The organism is Streptomyces sp. NPDC055962 (genome assembly GCF_042270185.1).
Classification (GTDB): Bacteria; Actinomycetota; Actinomycetes; order Streptomycetales; family Streptomycetaceae; genus Streptomyces.
In genome coordinates this window covers 542323-568011 of the sequence record NZ_JBHJYN010000002.1, presented here as the reverse complement: position 1 = coordinate 568011, position 25689 = coordinate 542323, and the positions used below count along the sequence as shown (strand labels likewise).

Genomic DNA, 25689 nt, shown 5'->3' with positions numbered 1-25689 from the left:
CGAATGGAGTCATTTACGTAATCTCCACAAGCCGTTCATCGGGCTACCCTCTTTTATGTGACAGATGAACCGACCCGCCAGAAGCGCATTCTTCTCAGATCAGGCAAGAGCCCCTTTGATGTGGCTTCGCTCGAACAGTCCCTCCACAGAGATGTCTTCGCGACCAACGCGGGCAACCTGATCTTCAGCGACGCGGCGCACAAGATCCTGACGACTCCGCAGGCTGAGGTCGTCTCGAACGGCATCCGCACGGATCCGTCGGCGGCCGAGCGCATAAACGAGGAGTTCGACGCATTCGTCGTCCCGCTGGCGAACGCGTTCCGTCCGACCTTCGAGCGGCCCCTGAAGCGGATGACGCAGCTGATCAAGAAGCTGCGCATTCCCGTCGTCGTCCTGGGTGTCGGCGCGCAGGCCGACCTCGCGTACGACGCGGCCCGCCTGAAGCCGATGGAGCCGACGGTCCGGGAATTCGTCACCGAGGTACTCAACCGCAGCGCGTCGATCGGCGTGCGGGGAGAGTTCACCGAGCAGTACCTGAAGAACATGGGCTTCCGGGACGTCGAGGTCATCGGCTGCCCCTCCATGTTCATGAACGGTGAGACGTTCACCATCGAGAAGACGTCCGAGTCGCTCACCGCGGAATCCCGTATCTCGGTGAACGGCTCGCACAGCGCCGTGCGCTCCCACGGCCTCGACGCGGTGATCCGGCAGGCCCACGAGCGCTATCCGCATCTCCGGTTCGTCGGGCAGAACCTCCTCGAGGCCGAGCTGCTCCACTGGCGGGAGACGTCGAACCCGATCGGCGCCCAGACCTCGATGCCGACCCATCCGTCCCACCCGATGTACCGCGAGGGCAAGGTCCGGCTCTACATCGATCCGGCCACTTGGATCGAGGAGCTACGCGCGTTCGACTTCTCGTTCGGCTCCCGCATCCACGGCAACATCGCCGCGCTGCTGGCCGGAGTCCCGAGCACCGTGCTCTGCAGCGACTCGCGGACGCTGGAGCTCTGCCGTTACTTCGGCATCCCGCACCGCAAGATCTCCGAGACGCCGAAGAACATCGACCCCGCCGAGCTCTACGAGGCGGCCGACTTCGGCGACCTGGTCAACGGCCACAAGGAGAGGTTCCTCCGCTTCACCGGCTTCATGGAGAGGAACGGTCTGGAGAACACGTTCCACCACGGCGACAGCGGCAAGGCGTTCGACGCACTGCTCTCCAAGCGCGCCCTGCCGGCCGCCGTCCGCCCGTGGACCGGGACCGACCCCGACGAGATGAGCAGCCGGTTCAGCTTCATGAAGAGCCGGATGGAGGAACTGACCGCGCAGAACACCCAACTGCTCCGCCAGCTCGAGAAGAAGTCCGGACCGGTCAGCATCAAGGTCCAGGCGGGCGACGGCACGACCGCGTGGCCGTCCGCCTACAGGCGCGCCCGGCGCGTGGTGGGGCGGCCCGTCCGGAGGCTGCTGCGCCCGGAGCAGTAGGAAACAGATCCACTGACGCGCCGCGCGTGCCCCGGGTCAGACCTTGTGGGCACGCCGCGGCCGGTGCAGGGCGGCCGCCCGGGCCGTCCTGCGCATCTTGCCCGCCAGGCGACGTATGAAAGCGGCAGTGGACTGAGGGCCCGGCACATCGATCCGCTTCCGCCCGATCCACTCGGGAACGGTCAGCTCGTACGCCGACAAAGGCAGCCCCCTGCCCTCTCCGAAGTGGGGGTAGACCAGATGGACCCGGCCCCGGAGACCCTTGCGGACCACTCGGGGCTCACGCTTGTCGTTCATGAACTGCAGGATGTCGAGGAGCAGGTCGGTCCTGCCCTTTGCGACGCAGAGCAGTCTGAGCCGCTCATGGACCTTGAGGCGGCGGGCCAGCCCGGGTGACCAGTAGGCCTCCAGCAGCGGCGCCGCCAGCTCCATCTTCTTCTGCCGCACCTCGTCGGACTGCCGCAGCAGGGCAGGCCCGAACTGCGGGAGCAGGGTGATGACGAACGGCCGGACCATCAGGATGTCCCGTCGGGGCCCCGGCGGGACGTGCTCTGCGATCAGCCCCGTCAGAGCCCGGGCGGAGTCGAAGCGCAGCAGGTAGCTCCCGCTCTTCGTCACGTGTTTGCCGTCGTCCCGGCCCACGAGGTAGTAGCAGGTGTAGTCCGCCACGACGGAGACGCCGTTGCCCCGCAGATACGCCTCCATGGTGAAGAGGGCGTCCTCACCCGTCTTGAGCTTCTCGTCGAACCTCATCCCGAGTCGCTCCAGGAGCTCTCGGCGGAAGAGCTTCTGAGCGCTCAGGGTGAACTTGATGTTGGAGGAGTACAGATCGGCCCGCTCAAGGGTCTCCTTCCACATCGACTTCGCCGCACCGCGGTTGACGCCGACGACCTTCCCGAGCACGACGTCCGTCCCTGCCCGGTCGCCCATCGCGACCATCCGCTCCAGGGCCTCTTCGCCGAAGTAGTCGTCCGCGTCGAGGAAGAAGACGTACCGGCCACGGGCGAGCCCGAGGCCGACGTTGCGGGGGCCGCTGGGGCCGCCGGAGTTCTCCTGGCGGACGACACGCATCTCGATCGCGGTCCGGGCGGCGAACTCCTCCAGGTACTCCCCCGTGCCGTCGGTCGACCCGTCGTCGACGGCCACGATCTCGATGCGGTCGGCCGGAAGCGTCTGCGCTTCGACGGACTCCAGACAGCGGATCAGGTAGGGCATCGCTTCGTAGGCGCCGATGACGACGGTCACATCTGGTGCGGTGCTGCTCATTTCTCCCCGGTTCATGCATAAACGTATCAATCAGGAGAAACGATAGAACGATGGCACATGCCCCGCCCTGTGTACGGACACGCCGAACGGCCCGTACCTTCCCCTCCCTGAGAAGGAGACGGACGGGCCGTCACATGGGTTGCGTCGCGAATCGGACGGCTTTCGAACAACTGGAAGACGGCTGGATTACATCTGACCGTCAGCTCCGCATCCAGTCTGCCCGGTCACGCTCTGCCGCCGGACGGACACCGGAGATCAGCGGATCGTCGACGGACCGGCGCCGATGCCCGCATCGGCATCCGGCGCGCCGGGTACGTCCGGGTCGACCGCAGCGTCGACCTCCGCGATGATCTCGGCCGTGCCGTCACCCGCCCCGCTGGACGCAGCCTCGGCATCCGGCAGCGGGGCGACGGGCTGCTGCGCACCCACGCGCTGGGCCACGCCCAGGTTGCGCGCCTCGGCCTTGGCCGCGAGTGCCTGGACGGCAGCGTCGAACTGCTCCATGGACGTCGGCTCGTCCGGGCCCAGCAGATAGGTCTTCAGTTCCTGACGGGCTTCGGCCAGCGGGTCCGCCGCAGGATCGGCGACGGCGGACAGCAGGCCGTCGATCTCCGCGGCGTCGTTGGAGAGGATGACAGCCGCCCGTACGGCGGTGTTCTGCCTCTTGAACTCGTCGACGCCGAGCTGCGCCGAGTCCGTCACCGCGTACGGCTTGCCGCTCGCGATGAAGTCCGACACCACGCTGGAGATGTCCGAGACCATGGCGTCGGACTGGTTGAAGCAGTCGTACAGCTTCGGCTGGGCGCCGGTCACCGTCTTGTGCTCCCACCAGCCGAAGGAACGCCAGTAGGCATCGTTCCAGTCGGCCCGCAGCGTGGCGATCTCCGCCTGGCGAGCCGGATCGGCGAGCGCGACCCGGGATTCCTCCGACTCGTCGCCCCCGGCCCGGCCCGGCTTCGCGAGAGCCGCCAGACGGGCCTCGATGCGGCCCAGCTCCGCCTTGGCCTCGGCGTGTCCGGCCGCGGCGGCCGAAGCCTCCTTGGCCCAGCGCGGGTCGGTGGCACGCTCCTGCGCGGACTTGGCCACCAAGGCCTTGATCCGGGAGTTGACGGCCTTGGCCTTGGCGCTGCGGATGCCGGTGAAGGGGTGCGGCTTGTAGATGACCCGGACGGGGCTGTCCGCCTTGAGCAGCCGGCGGACGATGTTCTCGCCTGCCAGGAGCAGCGACGTGTTGCCGGGGTTGTCGTCCCAGCCCTCCCAGGTGGGGGCGTACAGCACGGTCGGAACAGGGTTCTTCGTGGTGCCGGTCCAGCTCTCGATCGGCGCCAGCTGCGGCCGCCCGACCTCCACGATGTCCTCGTCGCGGATACCGACGTCGGCCAGCGCATAGCGGTCACGGCCTGCACGGCCGGCCGTCCACACCTCGTCGTACACCTTGGAGTACGGGTTGACGCTGGCCAGCTTGTCGCTGTCACCGTGGCCGATGAAGACGTGCTTCATGGTCGGGACGCGCAGCATGTGGATGTTCTTGCCGACGTTGGCCGGATACAGACACACGCGGACCGTGGAGAGATTCAGGTTCATCAGGTGGGTGCCTGCCGGTACGCAGATCACGGGCACGGACGTGTCCGCCAGCTGCGGCACCAGGTTGCGCTCACGCATGACGATCAGCGGACGTCCCTCGACGGCCGCCATGGTGTCCAGCCACATGTTGCCCTGGTAGGCGGACTCGCTGGAGCCGGAGAAGTAGAGCACGACGGTCGGCTGGTACTCGCCCAGCCACGTGTCCAGCGCCTTCAGTACCTCAGGGGCGGACGGCGCCCGCCGGCTCCGCCGCAGATACGGGATCAGCAGGGCGTTATAGCCCACGGCGAGCAGCAGCGTCACACCGGCGCCGATGTAGCCGAGGAAGTCCTCGCCCGTACCGGCGGCGACCAGCACGCCCACCACCGCGGGAAGGTCGAGGTGGAGCATCTTCTCGCTGGCGCGGTGCAGCAGCGCGCGCGGCGGGGCGTCGGGGATACGGACCGCGTGCAGGTCCACGTTCCGGGTGACGATCGGCAGGCTGCGGCGCAGCCGGATCAGCGTCGTCAGCGCACCGTGCGGGGCCTGCAGGCCGTAGAAGACGAGGAAGCACGCGACGGCCGCGTAGAAAAGCGGCTCCTCCGCGAGGTCCAGCCGGGCCAGGAGCAGGATGATCATCAACTGGCGGAGCAGGAAGCGGATGGGGAGCCCCGCCCGCACCTTCCCCAGTCGGTTCACCAGGTAGCTACCGCGCTGGTGCAGGTACCAGTCCGCGATGTACGTGACAGCCGTGGCCGCCGCGAAGAACCAGATATCGGGGAGAAGAGCGGCGATCATGACGCAGGGGTAACCCAGCATCATCAGTATTGCTGCCGCCAGTTCTGACCGACTGCCCACACGGGCCAGGCGGATGGCTGTCGAAATCACGAAGAACCTGCTCCAGGGGGTGCCGGTTGTTTCACGTATAGAGGGAAATGTGAAGGTGCGGCTTCACGCACTCGGGCCTCCGGAATCACCGGTCAGTGATTCCAGAGGCCCGCAAAAGTACATTTGTCAAGAATTATTACACATCTTCTTGACGGTCCAGCACCGAGGCCAGCGCCTGCTCGAATCCGGACGCCTCGGTGACGTCACGGGTCGGGTCCTGCTGCCGTACGTCGATGACGTGGCCCGTCATCGCGGACAGCAGGACGTCGAGCGAGGTGCGCGCCACGGCCTCGGAGGAGAGCAGCGAGCCCTCCGGCTCCTGGCCGAACGCCTTGGTCCGCATGGGGGTCGCGGTCCGCTCCGGGTTCACACAGTTCACCCGGACGCCCTCGCCCGCCCACTCGTCGGCCAGCGCCTGGGTGAGGTTCACCATCGCGGCCTTGGTGGAGGAGTAGAGGCTGTACTCGGCGCGGCCCCGCGTGTAGCTGCTGGAGGTGTACAGCAGCAACTGGCCCTGGGTCTCGGCCAGGTACTTGTACGAGGCACGCGCGATCTGCACCGGCGCCAGGTAGTTGACGTTCAGCGCTTCCTGGATCGTCGCGGTGTCCGTCTCGGCCAGCTTGCCGATGCGCAGCACGCCCGCGGTGTTGATGACGTAGTCGATGCGGCCGGTCTCGGCGTAGGCCTTCGACAGCGCGTCGTCGATGTGCTCCGGGTTCTCCACGTGCGTACCGGTGGTGGAGCGTCCGAGCGCGTACACCGTGGCGCCGTACTGCTCGGCCAGCGTGCCGATGTCGGCGCCGATGCCGTACGAACCGCCGAAGACCACCAGGGTCTTGCCGGAGAGCAGCTCGCGGTAGGCGGCCTCGTCGGCCTGGCGGGGGGCCGCGGTGGAGGCCAGCTGGAAGAGCTTGTCGGTGATGAAGACGTCGACCGGCTGGGTCACCTTCATGTTGTACTCGTCGCCCGCGACCACGTAGATCGGCACGTCGGGGAGATACCGCAGCACGACCGAGCAGTCGTCGGTGGCCTGGAAGTTCGGGTCGCCGGCCGCGACCTCGTACGCCTTGCGGATCGTGGACAGCTTGAACGCCTGCGGCGTCTGGCCACGGCGGAGCCGGGACCGGTCCGGGACGTCGGTGATGAACTCGCCGTCCTCGCCGTGGGTGCGGGTCACGATGATCGTGTCGGCGGACGGGATGGCGACGTCGACGGCCTGGTAGCGGTCGAGGGCGTCGACACAGTCCTTGATGACACGCTGTGACAGCAGGGGGCGGACCGCGTCGTGGAAGAGGACGTTGCGGTCCTCACCCTCGGCAAGTCCCTCACCGAGAGCCTCGATCGCCCGCTCGGTGGTCTCGTTCCGGGTGCTGCCACCCTCGATGATCTTGATGACCTTGGTCAGCCCGGCCTTGGCGACGATCTTCTCGACGTCGGGCACGAAGCCGGGCGCCATCAGCACGATGACATCGTCGATGCCCTCGGCGTTCTCGAAGATGGTCAGCGTGTGCTCGATGACTGCCTTACCGGCGATCTTCAACAGCTGCTTCGGGATCGACAGTCCCACACGCTGACCGGTCCCACCGGCGAGCACGACCGCTGTGGTCCGGGGCTTGGCTTCATGCGGCACAGACACAGACGACCTACCTTGCGATGACAGGGGGGAACAGTGTGATGGTCGCACTCTCCGTGACCGTCTCGCAAGGCGGACGTTCACCGCCGCTCGCCCTGGGGAAACCCGCAGTTCACCGCCTGGCCAGGCAGATTGCACCCCCGGACCCCTGCACCCGGAGTGACGGACTCCACAGAGTCTTACGCAATCCCCACATCGCAGGTGACCGCGACGCCCGCCACCTGGCAGTTCTCGGTGAATCCGGGCGCCCCGCTCGGCGGAGCGCCCGGTGCCGGGCCCTAGAAGGGGTCGAACTCGTCGTACTCGCGCTGCGCGTCGTCGCGCTCGGAATCACGCTCTCGGCGGCGCTGCGCGGCGGGGCGCGGAGCCTCGAGACGGTGGTCCTCACCGCGCCGGCCCAGCATCTCTGCGCCGGCGGCCATGGTCGGCTCCCAGTCGAAGACGACCGCGTTGTCCTCGGGGCCGATCGCCACGCCGTCGCCGGCCTGGGCGCCGGCCTTGCGCAGCTCGTCCTCGACGCCGAGGCGGTTGAGGCGGTCCGCGAGGTAGCCGACGGCCTCGTCGTTGTTGAAGTCGGTCTGGCGGATCCAGCGCTCGGGCTTCTCGCCGCGCACGCGGTAGATGCCGTCGTCCTCGACGGTGACGGTGAACCCGGCGTCGTCGACGGCCTTGGGACGGATGACGACCCGGGTCGACTCCTCCTTCGGCTTGCTGGCGCGCGCCTCCGCGATGATCCCGGCGAGGGCGTACGAGAGGTCGTTGAGACCCTTGTGCGCGATGGCCGAGACCTCGAAGACGCGGTAGCCGCGTGCCTCCAGGTCCGGGCGGATCATGTCGGCGAGGTCCTGGCCGTCCGGGATGTCGACCTTGTTGAGGGCGACGATGCGCGGGCGGTTCTCGAGGCCGCCGTACAGCCGCAGCTCCTCCTCGATCATGTCGAGGTCGGAGACGGGGTCGCGGTCCGACTCCAGCGTCGCGGTGTCCAGGACGTGCACGAGGACCGAGCAGCGCTCGACGTGCCGCAGGAACTCGAGGCCGAGGCCCTTTCCCTGGCTGGCGCCCGGGATGAGCCCGGGGACGTCGGCGATGGTGTAGACGGTCGAGCCCGCGGTGACGACGCCCAGGTTGGGGACGAGGGTCGTGAACGGGTAGTCCGCGATCTTCGGCTTGGCCGCGGAGAGCACCGAGATCAGCGAGGACTTCCCGGCGCTCGGGTAGCCGACGAGCGCGACGTCGGCGACGGTCTTGAGCTCCAGGACGATGTCCCGGCTCTCGCCGGGCTCGCCGAGCAGCGCGAAGCCGGGCGCCTTGCGCCGGGCCGAGGCCAGCGCGGCGTTGCCGAGGCCGCCGCGGCCGCCCTGGCCAGCGACGAAGGTGGTGCCCTGGCCGACGAGGTCCGCGAGGACGTTGCCCGCCTTGTCGAGCACGACAGTGCCGTCCGGGACGGGCAGGACCAGGTCCTGGCCGTCCTTGCCGGAACGGTTGTCGCCCGCGCCGGGCTGGCCGTTCGTCGCCTTGCGGTGGGGGTGGTGGTGGTAGTCCAGCAGCGTGGTCACAGCCTGCTCGACGACGAGGATCACATCGCCGCCGCGCCCGCCGTTGCCCCCGTCGGGGCCGCCCAGCGGCTTGAACTTCTCACGGTGAACGGAGGCCACGCCGTGGCCTCCGTTACCCGCGGCGGCATGCAGCTCGACGCGGTCCACGAAGGTGGTCATGGGTGGGTGCCTCCAGGTACTGCGGAAAAATACGGGAATGTCTCTTGACGTAACGCGCCGAGGGCGGACCCGCTTCCCCGTTTACCGGGAAAGCTGAGATCCGCCCTCGGAAGGTGCTGTGTCGTTCAGCCGTTGCCTGGATCAGGCAGCGACGGGAACGATGTTCACGACCTTGCGGCCACGGTGCGTACCGAACTCCACCGCACCGGCGGTCAGCGCGAACAGCGTGTCGTCGCCGCCACGGCCGACGCCCGTGCCCGGGTGGAAGTGGGTGCCGCGCTGGCGGACCAGGATCTCACCGGCGTTGACGGCCTGACCGCCGAAGCGCTTCACGCCGAGCCGCTGAGCATTGGAATCGCGCCCGTTCCGAGTGGACGATGCGCCCTTCTTGTGTGCCATGTCTCCTCAGTCCCTTACTTCGCAGCCGCGGGGATACCGGTGACCTTGATCGCCGTGTACTGCTGGCGGTGACCCTGGCGACGGCGGTAACCCGTCTTGTTCTTGTAGCGAAGGATGTCGATCTTCGCGCCCTTGTGGTGGTCCACGACCTCGGCCTGGACCTTGATGCCGTCCAGCACCCACGGGTCGCTGGTCACGGCGTCGCCGTCGACAACGAGCAGGGTCGAGAGCTCGACCGTGTCGCCAACCTTGGCGGTGGAAATCTTGTCAACCTCAACGATGTCGCCGACAGCAACCTTGTGCTGGCGACCACCGCTGCGCACGATGGCGTACACGCGGATCTCTCTCTCACTCGGAACGGATCCCCTGATGCCAGCCGCCCGCGCGGGCCGGGGCCCGCGACAGTCCGGAGGGATGAGCGGCCTCCCCCGGGGACGGATCACCGGGAGGGATGTGCTCAGGGGGTAGGCGCACAGAAACACGCCGAGGGTCAAGGTTACGGGGCGGACCTCAGGGGGTCAAACCGGCTCCTGCTTCCCCGGCCGCAGCCGTGGGCCCCGGTCCTCGCCCCTTTCCCGGGCGGCACGGACCCGGCCGGTCGGACTGCCGTCCGGGGTTCGGGCCGCCCCCGCGCACGGCCCTGGAACCCGTCGCCGGCGTCGCCGGCGTCACCGTCGCCCCGCCGGGTCGGGCAGCCGCCGGAGGGGAGGTGTACCGCTCATGTCTCGGCTCTGCCGGGACCGTAAGATCTCCCGCACATCCGCATCCCGGAAGGCGCAGCCCGTGAACTACAGAGTCCAGCCCACCGCCCAGGTCGACGAGAGCGCTGAGATCGGGGACGGCAGCAGTGTCTGGGAGCTCGCACAGATCCGTGAGGGCGCCCGGCTCGGCGAGGGCTGTGTGATCGGCCGCGGGGCGTACGTGGGCACCGGCGTGCAGATCGGTGACAACGTCAAGCTCCAGAACTACGCGTTGGTCTACGAGCCGGCCGAGCTCGGCGACGGTGTCTTCGTAGGCCCCGCCGTCGTACTCACCAACGACCACAATCCTCGCTCGGTCGACCCCGAGGGCAAGCAGAAGCGCGGTGGGGACTGGGAGGCCGTGGGCGTGAAGGTCGCGGAGGGCGCCTCCCTCGGCGCGCGGTCCGTCTGCGTCGCACCGGTACGGATCGGCCGGTGGGCCATGGTCGCGGCGGGCGCCGTGGTCACCAAGGACGTTCCCGACTTCGGCCTGGTCGTGGGCGTGCCGGCCCGCCGGATCGGCTGGGTGGGCCGCAGCGGTGTCAAGCTCGTCGAGCATGCGGACGAGCCGGGTGTGTGGGAGTGCCCGCAGACGGGCGCGCTGCACGACGAGACCGACGGCGTACTCAGCGAGCGGGCGGTCCGCGCGCTCTGACCTCGGACGGCACGGGGAACATCCGGCTGTCTCCGGCAGGGTGCCCGTACGGCCGAAGGCACAACCGCTGCGGGCGGTGGGGAAGCCGTAAACTCGGGGCAAGGTGCGATTGGCCAGTACGGAAGCCTCCTGGGGTCCATGAGGATCCGCTCTTCCGTTACCCGGACGGAGCCCGTACGGTCCAACTTCCTGACTCGACCGTGGAGCTTCGCTGTGCAGACACCTCGCTTCTCCGACGACCGCCTCGTCGGACTCGCGCGCTGGGCCACCGACCGGATGGCACGCGTCAAGAACCCGGTCCTGGCCGAGAGGGTGCTGGGTGTGGCGGGTCACCGCATCCAGGACTCCCGGACCAGGGCGGACGTCCTGACCGCGGGAGCGGAAGCCCGGCTGAACCTCGGATACGTGCCCCGACATCTCACGCAGGCGTACGCGGCGGAGCTGGCCTGCGCCGACGAGCACCATAAGGCCGGCCGCCGCAAGGAGGCCGCCGCGTCGGCCGCCAAGGCACTGATCCTGGCATTTCACCGGGTCGCACACCTCGACGGCCTCACCTCGCCGCTCGCCACCGAGCCGGCTCGTTTCACCGCTCCTTTGCGCCGCAGCCGTGTGATGCGGGCGCTCCGGGCACCGCGCGGACGCAAGGTTCCGGCGGCCGCGCCGCCGTCGGACCGGCCGCTGCGGCTTCTCTTCCTGCACAGCGCGAACGACAACTTCCTGCCGGTGATCCTGGATCGCTACCGCCGGCAGCCCGATGTCGAGGTCCGGGTGCTGAACACCGCGGCCGACCCGGTGACGGCCCCGCTCGCCAAGGGCATGGGCCGGATGATCGCCTGCGGTATCGGGGTCCGGAGCGGCTACGAGAAGCAGGCCGAGGAGGCGCTGCGCCCGCACCTGGACTGGGCCGACGTCGTCTTCGTCGACTGGTGCACGGCGGCCGCCGCGTTCCTCACTCTCGTGGACCCGGGTTCGGCGCGCGTGGTGCTGCGCCTGCACAGTTTCGAGGCGCTGAGCTACTGGCCGCACCTGGTCGACTTCTCCCGCGTGGACGACCTGGTCTTCGTCAGCGAACATCTGCGGGACCTCGCCCTCGCGGCGCTGCCGGGGCTGCGGGAGCCCGGGGCTCCGGCCACCCACGTCATCGACAATGCCGTCGACCTCACGCCCTTCCCCCTGCCCAAGAAGCCCGATGCACGGTTCACCCTGGGTCTCGTCGGCGTCGGCCAGGTTGCCAAGGACCCCCGATGGGCCCTGGAGGTCCTGCGCATCCTCCGGCAGAAGGACGAGCGCTACCGGCTGCGTCTGATCGGTGGTGCGATGAACCCGGAGGCCGGCCCGGCTCTCGGCCGCTACCACTCGGCGTTCGCCGCAGAGCTGGAACCCCTCACTGCCGCCGGGGCTGTACATGTGAGCGGTCACACCGAGGACGTGGCCACCGAACTGACGGAGGTCGGGCTGATACTCAGTACCTCGGTCCGCGAGAGCTGGCACCTGGGCCTGGTGGAGGGCGCGGCCAGCGGCGCGGTCCCGGTCGTCCGTGACTGGCCGTTCTTCGCGGACAAGCTGCACGGCGCCCATTCGTTGTTCCCCGGTGCCTGGGTGGTCTCCACTCCCGCCGAGGCAGCCGCGCGGATCCTCGCCGTCAACGATACCGAGGACACCTGGCTCGCGGCCGGTCGCGAAGCCTCCGAGCAGGCCATCTCGACCTGGGACTGGGGAACCGTGGGCCCGCTCTTCGACGCGCTTCTGCCCGCTCGGCAGGTGGAGATCCCTGCCCAGCGGACGGTACGGACCAACGTGGAGTGACGGAGGCCTTCGCGGGCAGTCTGACACCCCCGGCCGCTCCGCACACGTCTGAGGGCCCCACCCGGGTGCCGGGTGGGGCCCTCAGACGTGTGCGGAGCGGTCAGCCGCCGATGACGACGCGGCGGACGCCCGCCCAGTTGGCCGGGTCGGTCGTACGGCGCCCGTCGACCAGGACGCGGACGTCCGGCAGGTCGGCGGCGGCCAGCTCACGGTATTCGGCGTGGTCGGCCTGGAGGATCGCGGCAGTGACGGTCTGGCCCTCGTGCGGCACGAGGCCGTGCGCGGTCAGCTCGTCGGCCGTGTACATCGGGTCCGAGACGAAGGGCACCGCGCCGCGCGCCTTCAGCGCCTCGACGACACCGAAGACACCGGAGAACGCGGTCTCCTTGACGCCACCGCGGTAGGCGGCGCCCAGCACCAGGACTCCGACGCCGTCCAGGTCACCATAGGCGGCGGCCAGCAGGTCGACGGAGTACTCGGGCATCGCGGCGTTGGCCTCGCGGGCCGAGCGCACGACGGTGGCCTCCGGGTCGTTCCACAGGTACATCCGCGGGTAGATCGGGATGCAGTGGCCGCCGACGGCGATTCCGGGCTGGTGGATGTGGCTGTAGGGCTGGCTGTTGCAGGCCTCGATGACCTTCTTGACGTCGATGTCGTTCTTGTCGGCGAACCGGGCGAACTGGTTGGCCAGACCGATGTTGACGTCGCGGTAGGTGGTCTCGGCGAGCTTGGCGAGCTCGGAGGCCTCCGCCGTGCCCAGGTCCCAGACGCCGTTCGGACGCGGCAGGTCCTCACGGTCGTCGAAGTCGAGGACGGCCTCGTAGAACTCCACACCGCGCTGCGCGGAGGCCTCGTCGATACCGCCGACGAGCTTGGGGTAGCGGCGCAGGTCCGCGAAGACCCGGCCGGTCAGTACGCGCTCCGGGGAGAAGACGAGGTGGAAGTCGCGCCCCGGGGTGAGGCCGGAACCCTCTGCGAGCATCGGCGCCCACCGGGTGCGCGTGGTGCCCACCGGGAGGGTGGTCTCGTAGCTGACCAGGGTGCCCGGCTTCAGGCCCGCGGCGATGGCCTTCGTCGCCGAGTCCATCCAGCCGAAGTCCGGCGTGCCTTCGGCGTCCACGAAGAGCGGGACGACGACCACGACGGCATCGGACGCGGCGACCGCGGCCGTGGTGTCCGTCGTCGCGGAGAGCAGGCCGGCGCCCACCGTCTCCTTGAGCTTGACGTCGAGGTCGTGCTCGCCGGGGAACGGCTCGGTGGCCGCGTTGACCAGCTCGACGACCTTCTCGTTGACGTCCGCGCCCACGACCTTGTGGCCCTTGGCCGCGAACTGCACGGCGAGCGGGAGGCCGATCTTGCCGAGCGCGACTACACAGATGTTCATCGGATTACTTTCCTCTTCAGCCTGGACAGCATGTGGCGCAGCCCCTTGCCCGTACCGGGTTCGCCCTCCCACAGGGGCGCCGTCGTGATCACGAGCCGGCCCTTGGAGTTCCGGTTCGCCGCGACCCTGTACGGGACGGCCTGCCTCCATCGGCGGGCCAGCGGCAGCGGCATGCCGCCGGTCCGCACCGGGATCTCATAGGTCGAGCCTGCCACGTCCACGTAGACGCGGACGCCGCGCTTCGCCCTCTCGGCCGGGACCGGGATGCTCGCGCGCACCCGTGTCGCCCGGCCGTCCTCGGTCGGCGTGCGCGTGAACTCGCCCGTGGACGCCGGCGGTTCCTGCCCGTCGGTCAGCCGGCGCGCACCGGGCTTGTCGGCGCTCTTCGGCATCGCGCCCTGGGCAAGGCGCACCGACAGGGAGCCGGTGTCGCCGAGGACGCCGACCCGTGCGGTGAGAACCAGCCGCAGGTCGTCACCGGTCTGGTCCCATTCGGCACCGGCCAGCTCGGTCCCCTGTGCCAGACGCCCGGGGACGGCCTCGCCGACCAACTCGTAGACACGGTCGGGAAGACCGAGGTCCTCGTCGCGGAAACCGGGGTACGTGGCGAAGGCCCGGTCGCTCTCCAGGTGGAAGGGCGGGGCCCCTTCCTCCACCTCCTCGACGACCGCGCGGACCAGTTCGTCCACGGCCCCCGCCTGAGCCAGGCAGATGCGTACCCGGCGCTTGACGTCCAGGGAGTCCCTGAGTTCGTCGGTGAGGTACTCGTCGGCAAGGGCCGCGATACCCGCACAGACCTGGCGCCGGGTGTCATCGTCGAGCGCGGGGAAATCGTCCTGGACGAGCTTGGCCAGCTCCCAGCTGAAGTGCCGCTTGAAGAGCGCGTCCCGGTCGGGTCCCGCCTCCACCAGCGAGGCGGTGTGCTTCATGATCGATGCGGTGCAGCGCAGCCGGGACAGGTGATCGGCCCGGTAGGTGATGTTGCTGGAGTCACCCCGCTTCACCGCGTAGTAGAAGGTGTAGTCGGAGAGGACCGAGATCTTCCGGGCCCGGACACACGCCTCAATGGTGAACGGCTGATCACTGCCGACCGGCAGGTCCTCAGGGAAACGCAGCCTGTGTTTCTCGACCAACTCGCGGCGGAAGAGTTTGGTGTTCGCCAGCGTGAAGGGCAGGCTGGAACGGTAGAGGCTGACGTCGGGGTCGTTCTTCTTGTAGAGCTTCTGGTGCACATATCGGCCGTTGGTACCGACCATCTTCCCGACGACCACGTCGGAGTCGTGCTCGTCGGCGTAGTCCACCATGCGTGCGAGAGCTTCCTCGCCGAGATAGTCGTCCGACCCTATGAAGTACACGAACCGGCCGGTGGCCACCTCCAGCGCCCGGTTGCTGGGTGCGGCGGGGCCACCGGAGTTGGCCTGGTGGATGACCTTGAACGTATCGGGGTAGCGCTCGGCGAAACGGTCGAGCTCGGCGCTGCTCTCGTCCGTCGACCCGTCGTCGACCGCCACAACCTCCAGACGGTCGAGGCCGATGCTCTGCCCGACGAGCGAGTTGAGGCACTCCGTCAGGTAGGGCATCGTGTTGTAGACGGCTACGACGACCGTGACATCGGGTCTTCCGCTCATGCGACCACCTGGGCGATCTGAGAGGCAGCCTTGCTGTGGGCGCCGCCCCCGAGGGTTCGGGTGTACACCGCGTCGAGCACCTCCGCCTGCGCCTCCCAGGTCCACTCGTCGAGCAGCCCCTCGGATTCGTAGACGTCGCGGTACTTCTCGGGGTCGGCCAGCACGGCCTTGACCGCGCGGACGTAGTCCGCCACGTCCTCCGCCGTGAACACCTCGCCCTGTCCTGTCTGCTTCACCATGTCGCCCATCGTCTTGACGTCACTGACGACGAACGGCAAGCGGGCGTGCGAGTACTCGAAGAACTTGGTGATCAGCGCGATCTCGTGGTTCGGCCAGTGGTGGATCGGAATGACGCCCACGTCCGCCGAGGCGAGGAAGGGCACGACCTGGTAGTGCGGAACGTACGGCAGGATATGCAGCCGGTCCGACACACCGAGCTCCTCCGCCCGCGCCGTCAGCTGGTTCATGTAGTCCGACGTGGGCCTGAGAACGACGAACGCGACGTGCGTGCCGGGCAGTTGCGGCAGCGATTCGACCATGATGTCGAGCCCGCGCTGCGGAGCAGCGGCACCGCTGTAGACCGAGAGCGGAACATCCGGTCCGATCCCGCACAGCTCACGCAGGTCGGGGACGGGTTCGGCGGCCTGCTCGGGCGAGATCTCGGCGTCGGGCGCGTTCAGCACCACTTCCGGCTTGGCCGCGAGACCGTGCCGCTCCGCCAGCATCCCGGCGAGTGTCTCGGACACCGTCGTGACCGCATCGGCGTACTGCGAGAACTCCCGCTCGTACGCGCACTGCGCGACGTGCCAGCGCGGGTGGGGATTCCACGGCTTGATGCCCGGCAGGAACTCGTGGGCGTCCCAGACCAGCTTGACGGAGCGGCCCTTGGCCTCCGCCCGCAGCTTGGCACGCGCGCCCACTCCCAGCATGCGGAAGTCGTTGGCGTGGATCAGGTCGGGCTCGATCGCGTCGATGACCTTGCCGTACGCCAGCTCCATGTCCCACAGCGCCGGGTCGAGCCGGCGCCAGGCACGGTCCCCCATGGTGCGCAGCCAGAAAGAAGTGGTGAAACGGTCGAGCGGCGCGTTCATGTCCTTGCGTCGCTGCTCGAGTGCGAAGGTCTGCTTGACACGCAGCCCGACCCACTTGCTCATCACCTTGGAGACCAGTCGCGGCGGCAGCAGCTTCAGCTTGCCGGCGACCGCCCCCTTCCGTCCCGCCTGGATGAGCCGGATGTTCAGCTCGGTGCGCCAGGCCTTCATCCGCTGCTTGCGGTACGCCGCCAGGGGGCCCGGCTTGTAGGCGAGCGGTGACCGCAGGACGGCGCGACGGTACTCGTGGCGCCTGCGGTGCATGGGCGTCGGCACGTGGAGCAGACGCACCTCGGCGTCACCGATCTGCCAGCGCCGGCCCTTCTTGGTCGGCGACTTGCCCAGCAGCACCACGTCCCAGCCGGCGGCAGCCGCGGAGCGGGCCTCCTTCTGGACACGCGAGTCGCCGTTCACGCCGTTGTCGACCAGCATGACGATCTTGCCGCGGGAGTTCTTCTTGGTTCCCACTACCGAACTGTCAACCGCCATGACGAGCGGGCTCTCCTGTCTCAAGAACAATCGTCCGACCGCTCCGGGCCGATTCCAGGACCGAAGCCGCTACCTCAACGGTACGCAACCCCTGCCGCAATGTGCAGATGTCTGCCGACTCGCCCAGCACGGCGTCCCGGAAGAGCTCGTGCTCGACCAGCAGCGGCTCGCGCTTCGGAATCGCGTAACGGATCATGTCGCCCTCGGAGACACCGCGGAACGCGCGCAGCGCCTCCCACTCGGTGGTCACCGACGCGTTCGAGTGGAACGTGAGGTCGGCGGTGAGGGTGTCGGCGATGTAGCAGCCACGCTCACCGGTGACCGAGGTGAAACGCTCCTTGAGCGGGCTCAGCCAGTTGACCAGGTGGTTGACCATGGTGCCGTCGGAGAGCTGGCCCACGGCGGAGACCATGTCCTCGTGCGGGCGGCCCGACTTGGACACCGTGTGGGCGGCGATCGAGCTGTACGTCTGCCCCGTCACCCAGCCCGTCAGGTCGATGTCGTGCGTCGCGAGGTCCTTCACCACACCGACGTCGGCGATGCGGTGGGGGAAGGGCCCCTGGCGGCGGGTGACGACCTGGAACACGTCACCGAGCTCGCCGGCCTCCAGGCGGCTCCGCAGGGAACGAAGGGCCGGGTTGCAGCGCTCGATGTGGCCGACGCCGGCCACCAGTCCGCGCGACTCGAACGCCTCGACGAGGCGGCGGGCGCCCTCGACGGTGTCGGCCAGCGGCTTCTCGATCAGGGCGCAGACGCCGGCTTCGGCGAGCTTGAGCCCGACCTCTTCGTGCAGGGCGGTCGGGCAGGCCACGACCGCGTAGTCGACGCCGAGCGCGATGAGCTCCTCGACGGTCGACAGGACGGGGGCGCCCTGCGCCCAGCCGTTCTTGTCACCCATCGGGTCCACGACACCGACCAGCGTCACGCCTTCGAGTCCCGCGAGGACCCGGGCGTGGTTACGCCCCATGGAACCGAGGCCGATCAGGCCGGCCTTCAGTACGGCGGTCACAGGTTCTCCCCCAGCGCGTTCACGGCGTCGGCGATGCGCGCGAGGTCGCCCTCGCCCAGCGACGGGTGGACCGGGAGCGAGACGACCTCGGCGGCGGCCCGCTCGGTCTCCGGCAGGTCCCAGTTCCGGCCCGCCTTCTGGTCCGGCTCCCAGTACGGCTTCAGCCGGTGGATCGGGGTCGGGTAGTACACGGCGTTGCCGATGCCCGCCTCGGTGAGCTTGGCCATCGCGGCCTCACGGTCGCCCTGCACGCGGATCGTGTACTGGTGGTAGACGTGGCGGGCACCCTCGGCGACCGGCGGCGTCGTCACGTTCGGGGCGGTGATGTGCGCGTCGAGGTACGCGGCGTTGGCGCGGCGCTGCTCGGTCCAGCCACCGACCTTGGTGAGCTGCACCCGGCCGACGGCGGCGGCCACGTCCGTCATGCGCATGTTGGCGCCGACGATCTCGTTGGCGTACCGCTGCTCCATGCCCTGGTTGCGCAGGAGCCGCAGGGTGCGGGCGAGTTCGGGATCGGCTGTCGTGACCATGCCGCCCTCGAGGGCGTGCATGTTCTTCGTCGGGTAGAAGCTGAACGTTCCTCCTTCACCGAACGCCCCGACGGGTGTGCCGTTCAGAGCCGCGGCGTGTGCCTGGCACGCGTCTTCGACCACGGCGAGTTTGTGCTTCTGCGCGATGGGCATGAGCTTGTCCATCGCAGCCGGGTGACCGTAGAGGTGTACGGGCATGACGGCGGCGGTGCGCGGCGTGATCGCTGCTTCGACGGCGGCCGGGTCCAGACCGTAGCTGCCGGGCTCGATGTCGGCGAACACCACGTCGGCACCGACCAGCCGTACGGCGTTGGCGGAAGCCGCGAAGGAGAAGGAAGGGACGATCACCTCGTCGCCCGGGCCGATGCCGAGGGCGAGCAGGAGCATGTGCAGCGCGGAGGTACCCGAGTTGACGGCCACGCAGTGACGGCCGTCGACCAGCTCGGAGAACCCCTCCTCGAAGGCCGCGACTTCCGGCCCCTGCACGACGCGACCGCTGCGCAGCACGCGTACCGCGGCCTCGATCTCCTCTTCACCGATGACCGGGCGGGCAGCAGGGATCGGCTGCTCGTTGATGCTCGTCATGGACGTCCTCCTTGAACACCGCAAGAGCTCTTCACAGGCAGAGCTCCGGGGTGCGGGACGTCTCACGAGGCCGCGCGTAAACCCCACCGGCACAATGCCGACGCCCTACCGAGGAAACTGGACCCGGCCGGTCCTGAACCGGGTCGGCTACCGACCGTAATTCCCTTGCAAGAACTTCACAGTCAGCGACCGCCGTCACATTATCAGGGATTTCTCAGGCCATTTCAGGCCTGTTAACCGGCTCATGCATCAGTTCTGAAACAAAGCACGTGTCCCGCCTCGAAGGCTTCGAGGCGGGACACGAATCGATGAACAACCGGTCACGAATGGCTCAGTCGGAAGCAGGCCCCGAGTCGGCGGACGACGTCGAGACGCTCACGGACGGCGACGACTGCTCGGCCGCGACGGTCTTCTTCGTCGCCGCCTTCTTCGCCGTCGTCTTCTTGGCGGCCGTCTTCTTGGCGACCGTCTTGGCGGCGGTCTTCTTGGTGGCCGCCTTCTTCGCCGTGGCCTTCTTCGCGGTCTTGCGCGCCGCGGTCTTCTTGACCGGGGCCTCCGGCTCCGACACCTCGGTACCCGGGGCGTCGGGCGTGTCGGAGTCGGTGCTGTCGACCACGACGACCGCTGCCTCTTCGGCACCGGACGGCGACCCGGCCGGAGCGGTGACCTTGCGGGTCGCCCGGCGGCGGGCACGCGGCGGGGCCGCCGGGGCGGCCTCCTCGTCGGCCACGGGAGCCGCCGTCTCCGCGGGAGCGGGTGCCGCGGGGGCCTCGACCACCGGGTCCTCGGCCGCGACGGGCTCCGCCGCGGGCTCGGACGGCTGGACCGGCGGCGTCACGTCGGCCTGCTTGGGCGATCCCGCCGGGGCGGTCGCCTTCCGGGTCGCCCTGCGGCGCGTGCGCGCCGGGGGCGCGGCCTCGGCCTCGGGGGCCGCGGGCTCCACCGGGGTCTCGGCGACCGGCTCCGGCTCCTGCGCCTGCTCGGCCACCGGGGCCGCCGGGGCGGTCTCGGCCACCGGGGCCGGCGTGCCGGCCGCAGCCGTGGCCTTGCGGGTCGCCCGCCGGCGGCCACGGCCGCGCGACGCGGCGGCCTCGGCCTCGGCCGGGCTGCTGTACAGCTCCTCGTCGGCGACGAACTCCGGCTCGGGCAGCGCGACCGGAGCAGCGACCTCGGCGGCCACCTCGGCCTCGGTCTCGGCCTCGGAGGGCTGCTCGGCCTGCTCGTGCTCGTGGCCGTGCTCGTGCTCGTGACCCGACCCACCGCGGCCGCGCTTCTTGGAACGCTTGCCACCGCCGCCGCCGGCCGCCGTGGGCTGCTCCATGTGGACGATCACGCCGCGCCCGTTGCAGTGGACGCAGGTCTCGGAGAAGGACTCCAGCAGGCCCTGGCCCACCCGCTTGCGGGTCATCTGGACCAGACCCAGCGACGTGACCTCGGCGACCTGGTGCTTCGTGCGGTCACGGCCCAGGCACTCCAGCAGCCGCCGCAGGACCAGGTCCCGGTTGGACTCCAGCACCATGTCGATGAAGTCGACGACGACGATGCCGCCGAGGTCGCGCAGCCGCAGCTGACGCACGATCTCCTCGGCCGCCTCCAGGTTGTTCTTGGTGACGGTCTCCTCGAGGTTCCCGCCCTGTCCGGTGAACTTCCCGGTGTTGACGTCGACGACGACCATCGCCTCGGTCTTGTCGATCACCAGCGAGCCGCCGCTCGGCAGGTAGACCTTGCGGTCCAGCGCCTTCATCAGCTGCTCGTCGATGCGGTACGTCGCGAAGACGTCGACCTCGGAGGTCCAGCGCGACAGACGGTCCGTCAGGTCGGGCGCCACGTGCGAGACGTAGCCGTGGATGGTCTCCCAGGCGTCGTCACCACTGACGATCACCTTCGAGAAGTCCTCGTTGAAGATGTCGCGGACGACCCGGACGGTCATGTCCGGCTCGCCGTAGAGCAGCGTCGGCGCGTTGGAGCTGCTCGTGTTCTTCGACTTCTTCTGGATCTCCTCCCACTGCTGCTGCAGCCGCTCGACGTCACGGCGCAGCTCGTCCTCGCTCGCGCCCTCGGCGGCGGTGCGCACGATGACGCCCGCGTCCTCGGGGACGATCTTCTTGAGGATGGTCTTCAGCCGGGCCCGCTCGGTGTCGGGCAGCTTGCGGCTGATCCCGGTCATCGAGCCCTCGGGCACGTAGACCAGGTACCGGCCGGGCAGCGAGACCTGGCTGGTCAGGCGGGCGCCCTTGTGCCCGATGGGGTCCTTCGTCACCTGGACGAGCACGGACTGGCCGGACTTCAGCGCGGTCTCGATGCGGCGCGGCCCGTGGGCCATGCCCAGCGCCTCGAAGTTGACCTCGCCCGCGTACAGGACGGCGTTGCGGCCCTTGCCGATGTCGACGAAGGCGGCCTCCATGGACGGCAGGACGTTCTGCACCTTGCCCAGGTAGACGTTGCCGACGTAGCTGGTGGCCTGCTCCTTGTTGACGTAGTGCTCGACGAGCACGTTGTCCTCGAGGACGCCGATCTGGGTGCGCTCGCCGCTCTGGCGTACGACCATGACCCGCTCGACGGCCTCACGGCGGGCCAGGAACTCGGCCTCCGTGATGATCGGGACGCGGCGACGGCCCTGCTCACGCCCCTCGCGGCGGCGCTGCTTCTTGGCCTCCATACGGGTCGAGCCCTTGATGGACTGGACCTCGTCGAAGCCGGTGCCGGGCTCGCGCTCGGCCTCCTTCTTGCGCGGCTCGCGGACCTTGACGACCGTACGCTCCGGGTCGTCCGAGCCCGTGCCGTGGTCCTCGCCGGAGGCGTCCCCGCTGCGACGGCGACGGCGACGGCGGCGACGGCTGCTGCTGGAGCCGGAGGAGGACTCGTGGTCGTCGTCCTCGTCGTCGTCCTGCGCCTGCTGCTCGTCCTCGGAACGGTCGGCGGCGGCGTCGTCCTGCTGCTCCGCGTCGTCCGTGTCGTTGGCCTCGCCGCGACGGCGGCGCCGGCCGCCACGCCGGCGGCGGCGGGAGGGACGGTCCCCGTACTCGTCCGACTCGTCGCCCTCGTGCTCGGCGTCCGACTCGGTCTCGGCCTCGTGCTCGTCCTCGACGGCGGCCGGAGCGGTCTGCTCGGCCGGAAGGGTGACGGGGGTCGTGGCCGGCTCGGTCTCGACGGCCTCGCCACGACGGCGGCGGCGACGGCGCGAACCGCCCTGGGGCGCGGACTCGGCGGCCTCGGCGGACGCTTCGGCCTCGGCGGGGGCGGCGGCCTCGACGGCCTGCTGACGGGCCTCGGCCCTGCGCGGCGCCCGCTCCTGGGTCTTCCGCTCCTGGACGTCGTCACTCTCGTCGTACGCAGGGGCCGAACCGGCAGCAGCGGCGGCGGCAGCCGCGGACTCCGGGGTCTGGAACATCGGCTCGGCGAAGACCGGGGCCTGGAACACGGCCACGGCGGGGCGCGTGGCGCGACGGCCCTTGCGGGCCGGCTCCTCGGCCTTGCCGGTGAACTCGGGACGGCCGGCCGCGGCGGTGGCGCGGCGGCGCTGACGGCCTCGCGGCGCGGCCTCCTCGACCTGCTCGGGCTCGGCGGCCAGCTCCTCGGCGACGGCGGCGGGGAGGCTCTCGGCCTGCTCGGCCGTCGCCTCGGCGACCTCCTCGACGGGCTGCGGGCTGCCGGCCGGGGCGCTCGCCTTGCGGGAGGCGCGGCGGCGGGTACGTGCCGGGGGCGCGGCCTGGTCGGCCTCCTCGTCCCGGGCGGGCTCGGCGACCGGCTCCGCCACGACCGCGGCGGGGGCGTCGGTGGTCCCGGCGGCGGCCTGCGGTGCACCGGCCGGTGCGGACGCACGGCGCCTGGCACGGCCACGCGGCGCGGCGGCGGGCTCGGCCTCGGGGACCTTCGCGGCCTCGGCTGCCTCCGTGGTCTTCGCCGGCTCGGCCACGGCGGTGTCCTGGACGACGGGCTCGGCCTCCTGCGGGCTGCCCGCCGGGGCGGTCGCCTTACGGGTGGCGCGGCGGCGGGTGCGTGCCGGGGGCGCGGCCTCGACGACGGGGGCCTCGGCGGCCTCCTCGGTCTCCTCCGCCTCCTCCTCGGCCGGGGCGGTCTCCACGACCGGCTCCACGACCTCGGCGGTCTGCGGGGCACCGGCGGGAGCGGTCGCCTTGCGCACGGCACGGCGGCGCGTGCGAGCCGGCGGCGCGGACTCCGCCGGCTCGGCGGTCTCGGCCGGGGCGGGCTCGGCCACCGGGGGCGCGGCCACGGTCTCCGTGGTCTCGGCGGCCTGCGGGGCGCCTGCGGGAGCGGTCGCCTTGCGTACGGCGCGACGGCGCGGGCGTGCCGGGGGCGCGGCCTCGGCCGCGGGGGTCTCCTCGGCATCGGCCGTCACGGCCGGCGTGACGTCCTCGGAGGCAGCCGTACCCTGGGCGCCCGTGGGCGGACCGGCGGGGCGGGAGGCGGCGCGGCGCCTGCGGCGCGGCGGCAGCTTGTCCCCGGGGGCGTTGTTGTCCTCCGCGTGTGCGGGGTTTCCGGTGGTACCGGATTCGTTCGGCTCGTGCATGCGGGCGGTTCTCCCGTCGCGCTCCCGGGCGCCGCGCCTGATTCCGGTCCGGCGCGATGCGCGCGAGATGCGCGGTACCGCCGTCCGGGGCGCGGGCGCCGCACGGGAGCTGATGTCTGGCTCGCCGGTTCCGTACGCGCTACGCACGGCCTGGCGAAAGTCTTATGGGGCGGTGCGCGGCCCGACCCAGGTGGCTCCCGAGTCCGAGGGCTGCGCTACAACGACCGCCTTACGCGGAACCTGCACCTTCCGGCGCCGTCGCGGCGGCGGCCGGATCGGCCGTGGTTACGGCCGGGGCTGCCTCGCGGTCGGGCGCGAGCGGGTCGGTCACCGTGCCGGACTCCTCGTCGAAGAGCCCCTGCGCCAGCCTGGTCACCGCAGCGGGGACCGGCGGCGTTAGGTCGGCCACAGCTCGGAGACCGGACAGGACGTCGTCGGGTCGCACGGCAGGTGTCACGTGCCGCACTACCAGCCGCAGTATCGCACAGGGCCCGTCCCCGGACCTATCAGGCTGTGGATCACACGCCTCCAGACCGGCGACGGCCGCGCGGGCGTCGAAGGTGCGCACGCCGTTCTTCGCACGGCGCTGGACCTCGACGGTATCGGCGGCCAGGAAGGCCGCGACGGCCTTCTCCGCGTCCTGCACGGCCACTCCGTCCAGCCGCATCTCCCACACGGAGGCGGTGAGCCGGTCGGCGAGGCCGGAGGTACGTGCCTCCACCGCGTCGATCACGTCGAGGCCGTCGGGCATCGACGCGTCGAGCAGCCTGCGCAGGGTGTCCGGATCCCGCGCCTCGGTGAGGGCGATCTCCAGGAACTCGGCCTCGCTGCCCGTACCCGTGGGGGCGGCGTTGGCGTACGACACCTTCGGATGCGGGGTGAAGCCGGCCGAGTAGGCCATGGGCACCTCGGAGCGGCGCAGCGCCCGCTCGAAGGCACGCTGGAAGTCTCTGTGACTGGTGAACCGGAGGCGGCCCCGCTTGGTGTAGCGCAGTCGGATGCGCTGCACCGCCGGTGCGGGCGGCGGGCCTTCGGGCTGTCGCTTGCCCAGTGGTTCTTCTCCTCGGTGCGGGGCGGCCGCGGTGGCGTGCCGCCCACGAAGTACAGGGTGCCCCGGGGTGCCGCTCCGGCTCACCCCCGCTCGACCGTTGGGTCGGCGAGCAGGGAGATCTCGGGCGCGGGCGCCGCGCTGGGGACAGTCGTTGTCCTACCCAGGGTACGCGCAGCGGACTCGTCGAGTTCCCGCACGTCCGTGACCTGGGGCGGGCCGACCAGGGCGCGCCATGCGTCACGGCGTGCCGCACGCAGGGTCGCGCGGGCCGAGGCCAGGGCGTCGCGTGCCGTGCGTCCCGCCTCCAGAGCCGCCCTCTTCACCGGCGCCCAGGCCACGTCACGCACGAAGTGCCCCACCGGTGTGCACACCGTGCGGTAGGCCCAGGCCACCGGCGCTCCGACCAGGTGCCACGCCAGCCAGGCCAGCGCGCGGCCTGCGGCGCGCGAGAGGAACCCGGCGATCCGCCAGGCGACGCCGACGGCGGTCACGATCTCCCGGCCCACGGGGGCCAGGACGCGCCGGTACACCCACGCGACGGGCAGCAGGAGGAGGAGGGTGGCCAGCCATGCGGCACCGGTCCACACTCCCCGTCCCAGGAATGCCAGCCCCCGCCCCAGCATCCCCAGTGTCCGGACGATCCCGTGTCCCAGCGGCGTCAGCACACTCCGGTACACCCACGCGACGGGCAGCACGAGGAGGGTGGTGACCAGCCACGCGCCCGCGATGCCGAGCGGCCTGAGGAGGTGGCGCCACACCCCGACGGCCGGCCACACCAGGAGGAGGGTGACCAGCGCGGTCACCGCCGGGACGAGCAATTCGGCGTACACCCACCGCAGCCCGTGTCCGACCGGGGTGAGCACCGCCCGGCAGAGCCACACCAGGGGGACGACGACTCCGTACCGGACGACCGGGACGACGACGTACCGCCAGAGCCCCACCCAGGGCCGCACGAGGACGGCCACGGCCAGCCAGGCGAGCACCTTGCCCACCGGGGTGAGCACCTGGTCGTGGACCCGTCGCAGCGCCCGGCCCAGGGGGCGCAGCAGTACCCGGTCGAGGAAGAGGCCGCCCGCGACGAGCAGGTCCCAGAGCATGCGTACCGGCAGGACGAGCACCAGCACCACGATCCGCACCGGAATCCTGATGAGGGTGGTCAGACAGCCTTCCCCGCCCTCGTACGGCGCGGGCGTGCGGTGCTTGTCGGGGTCCATGCCGGGGAGGACGCGAACGCCCGGCCCAGG

General features: G+C 70.3%; 17 protein-coding genes. 3 read left to right on the top strand and 14 right to left on the bottom strand.

Annotation, left to right across the window (positions count from 1 at the left end):
- The first annotated feature begins 57 nt into the window (after positions 1-57).
- The gene (locus ACFC51_RS07715; RefSeq protein WP_376368600.1) at positions 58-1482 is read left to right on the top strand and encodes a polysaccharide pyruvyl transferase family protein; all 1425 of its coding nucleotides are present in this window, start codon (positions 58-60) and stop codon (positions 1480-1482) included.
- A 36-nt stretch (positions 1483-1518) separates the two neighbouring features.
- On the opposite strand, the gene ACFC51_RS07710 is transcribed toward ACFC51_RS07715, so the two are convergent.
- From ACFC51_RS07710 to rplU, 6 genes are all read right to left on the bottom strand, one after another.
- Entirely contained in the window at positions 1519-2748 is a 1230-nt protein-coding gene (locus ACFC51_RS07710) for a glycosyltransferase family 2 protein (protein WP_376527507.1), read from the bottom strand.
- A 255-nt stretch (positions 2749-3003) separates the two neighbouring features.
- Positions 3004-5199: a hypothetical protein gene (locus ACFC51_RS07705; RefSeq protein ID WP_376527505.1), complete on the bottom strand. Its 2196-nt coding sequence runs from the start codon at positions 5197-5199 to the stop codon at positions 3004-3006.
- 136 nt (positions 5200-5335) lie between these two features.
- Positions 5336-6835 carry a D-ribitol-5-phosphate cytidylyltransferase gene (locus ACFC51_RS07700; protein ID WP_376368603.1) on the bottom strand — a complete coding sequence of 500 codons (1500 nt, stop codon included), beginning with the start codon at positions 6833-6835 and terminating at the stop codon, positions 5336-5338.
- 275 nt (positions 6836-7110) lie between these two features.
- Positions 7111-8547: a GTPase ObgE gene (obgE, locus tag ACFC51_RS07695; protein ID WP_376368604.1), complete on the bottom strand. Its 1437-nt coding sequence runs from the start codon at positions 8545-8547 to the stop codon at positions 7111-7113.
- Positions 8548-8688: 141 nt separating this feature from the next.
- Positions 8689-8946 carry a 50S ribosomal protein L27 gene (gene rpmA / locus ACFC51_RS07690; RefSeq protein WP_014045902.1) on the bottom strand — a complete coding sequence of 86 codons (258 nt, stop codon included), beginning with the start codon at positions 8944-8946 and terminating at the stop codon, positions 8689-8691.
- A 14-nt stretch (positions 8947-8960) separates the two neighbouring features.
- Positions 8961-9281, bottom strand: coding sequence for a 50S ribosomal protein L21 (gene rplU, locus ACFC51_RS07685; protein WP_014045903.1), 321 nt, complete (start codon positions 9279-9281; stop codon positions 8961-8963).
- A gap of 448 nt (positions 9282-9729) precedes the next feature.
- On the opposite strand from rplU, the gene ACFC51_RS07680 reads away from it, so the two are divergent.
- Together ACFC51_RS07680 and ACFC51_RS07675 are read left to right on the top strand one after the other, a co-directional pair.
- Positions 9730-10341, top strand: coding sequence for an acyltransferase (locus ACFC51_RS07680; RefSeq protein ID WP_376368605.1), 612 nt, complete (start codon positions 9730-9732; stop codon positions 10339-10341).
- A 213-nt stretch (positions 10342-10554) separates the two neighbouring features.
- On the top strand, positions 10555-12147 hold the full coding sequence (locus ACFC51_RS07675; RefSeq protein WP_376368606.1) for a hypothetical protein: 1593 nt from the start codon (positions 10555-10557) through the stop codon (positions 12145-12147).
- A gap of 100 nt (positions 12148-12247) precedes the next feature.
- On the opposite strand, the gene ACFC51_RS07670 is transcribed toward ACFC51_RS07675, so the two are convergent.
- The 8 genes from ACFC51_RS07670 to ACFC51_RS07635 all read right to left on the bottom strand — a co-directional run bounded on the left by ACFC51_RS07670 (position 12248) and on the right by ACFC51_RS07635 (position 25659).
- Positions 12248-13531, bottom strand: a complete 1284-nt coding sequence (locus ACFC51_RS07670) for a nucleotide sugar dehydrogenase (RefSeq protein WP_376527502.1) — start codon at positions 13529-13531, stop codon at positions 12248-12250.
- A complete protein-coding gene (locus ACFC51_RS07665; protein WP_376527499.1) occupies positions 13528-15159 on the bottom strand; it encodes a glycosyltransferase family 2 protein in 1632 nt (543 codons plus the stop codon). Before ACFC51_RS07665 ends, ACFC51_RS07670 begins: the two co-directional genes overlap by 4 nt.
- Positions 15156-16739, bottom strand: a complete 1584-nt coding sequence (locus tag ACFC51_RS07660) for a glycosyltransferase family 4 protein (protein ID WP_376378245.1) — start codon at positions 16737-16739, stop codon at positions 15156-15158. The genes ACFC51_RS07665 and ACFC51_RS07660 overlap by 4 nt, the downstream gene beginning before the upstream one ends.
- The gene (locus ACFC51_RS07655; protein ID WP_376378248.1) at positions 16729-17748 is read right to left on the bottom strand and encodes a Gfo/Idh/MocA family protein; all 1020 of its coding nucleotides are present in this window, start codon (positions 17746-17748) and stop codon (positions 16729-16731) included. The genes ACFC51_RS07660 and ACFC51_RS07655 overlap by 11 nt, the downstream gene beginning before the upstream one ends.
- Positions 17745-18863 carry a DegT/DnrJ/EryC1/StrS family aminotransferase gene (locus tag ACFC51_RS07650; RefSeq protein WP_376527496.1) on the bottom strand — a complete coding sequence of 373 codons (1119 nt, stop codon included), beginning with the start codon at positions 18861-18863 and terminating at the stop codon, positions 17745-17747. Before ACFC51_RS07650 ends, ACFC51_RS07655 begins: the two co-directional genes overlap by 4 nt.
- 331 nt (positions 18864-19194) lie before the next feature.
- Positions 19195-23394, bottom strand: a complete 4200-nt coding sequence (locus tag ACFC51_RS07645; RefSeq protein WP_376527493.1) for a ribonuclease E/G — start codon at positions 23392-23394, stop codon at positions 19195-19197.
- Between the two features lie 229 nt (positions 23395-23623).
- Entirely contained in the window at positions 23624-24403 is a 780-nt protein-coding gene (locus ACFC51_RS07640; protein WP_376378257.1) for a TIGR03936 family radical SAM-associated protein, read from the bottom strand.
- 122 nt (positions 24404-24525) lie between these two features.
- On the bottom strand, positions 24526-25659 hold the full coding sequence (locus ACFC51_RS07635; RefSeq protein WP_376527490.1) for a hypothetical protein: 1134 nt from the start codon (positions 25657-25659) through the stop codon (positions 24526-24528).
- Positions 25660-25689: the final 30 nt, after the last annotated feature.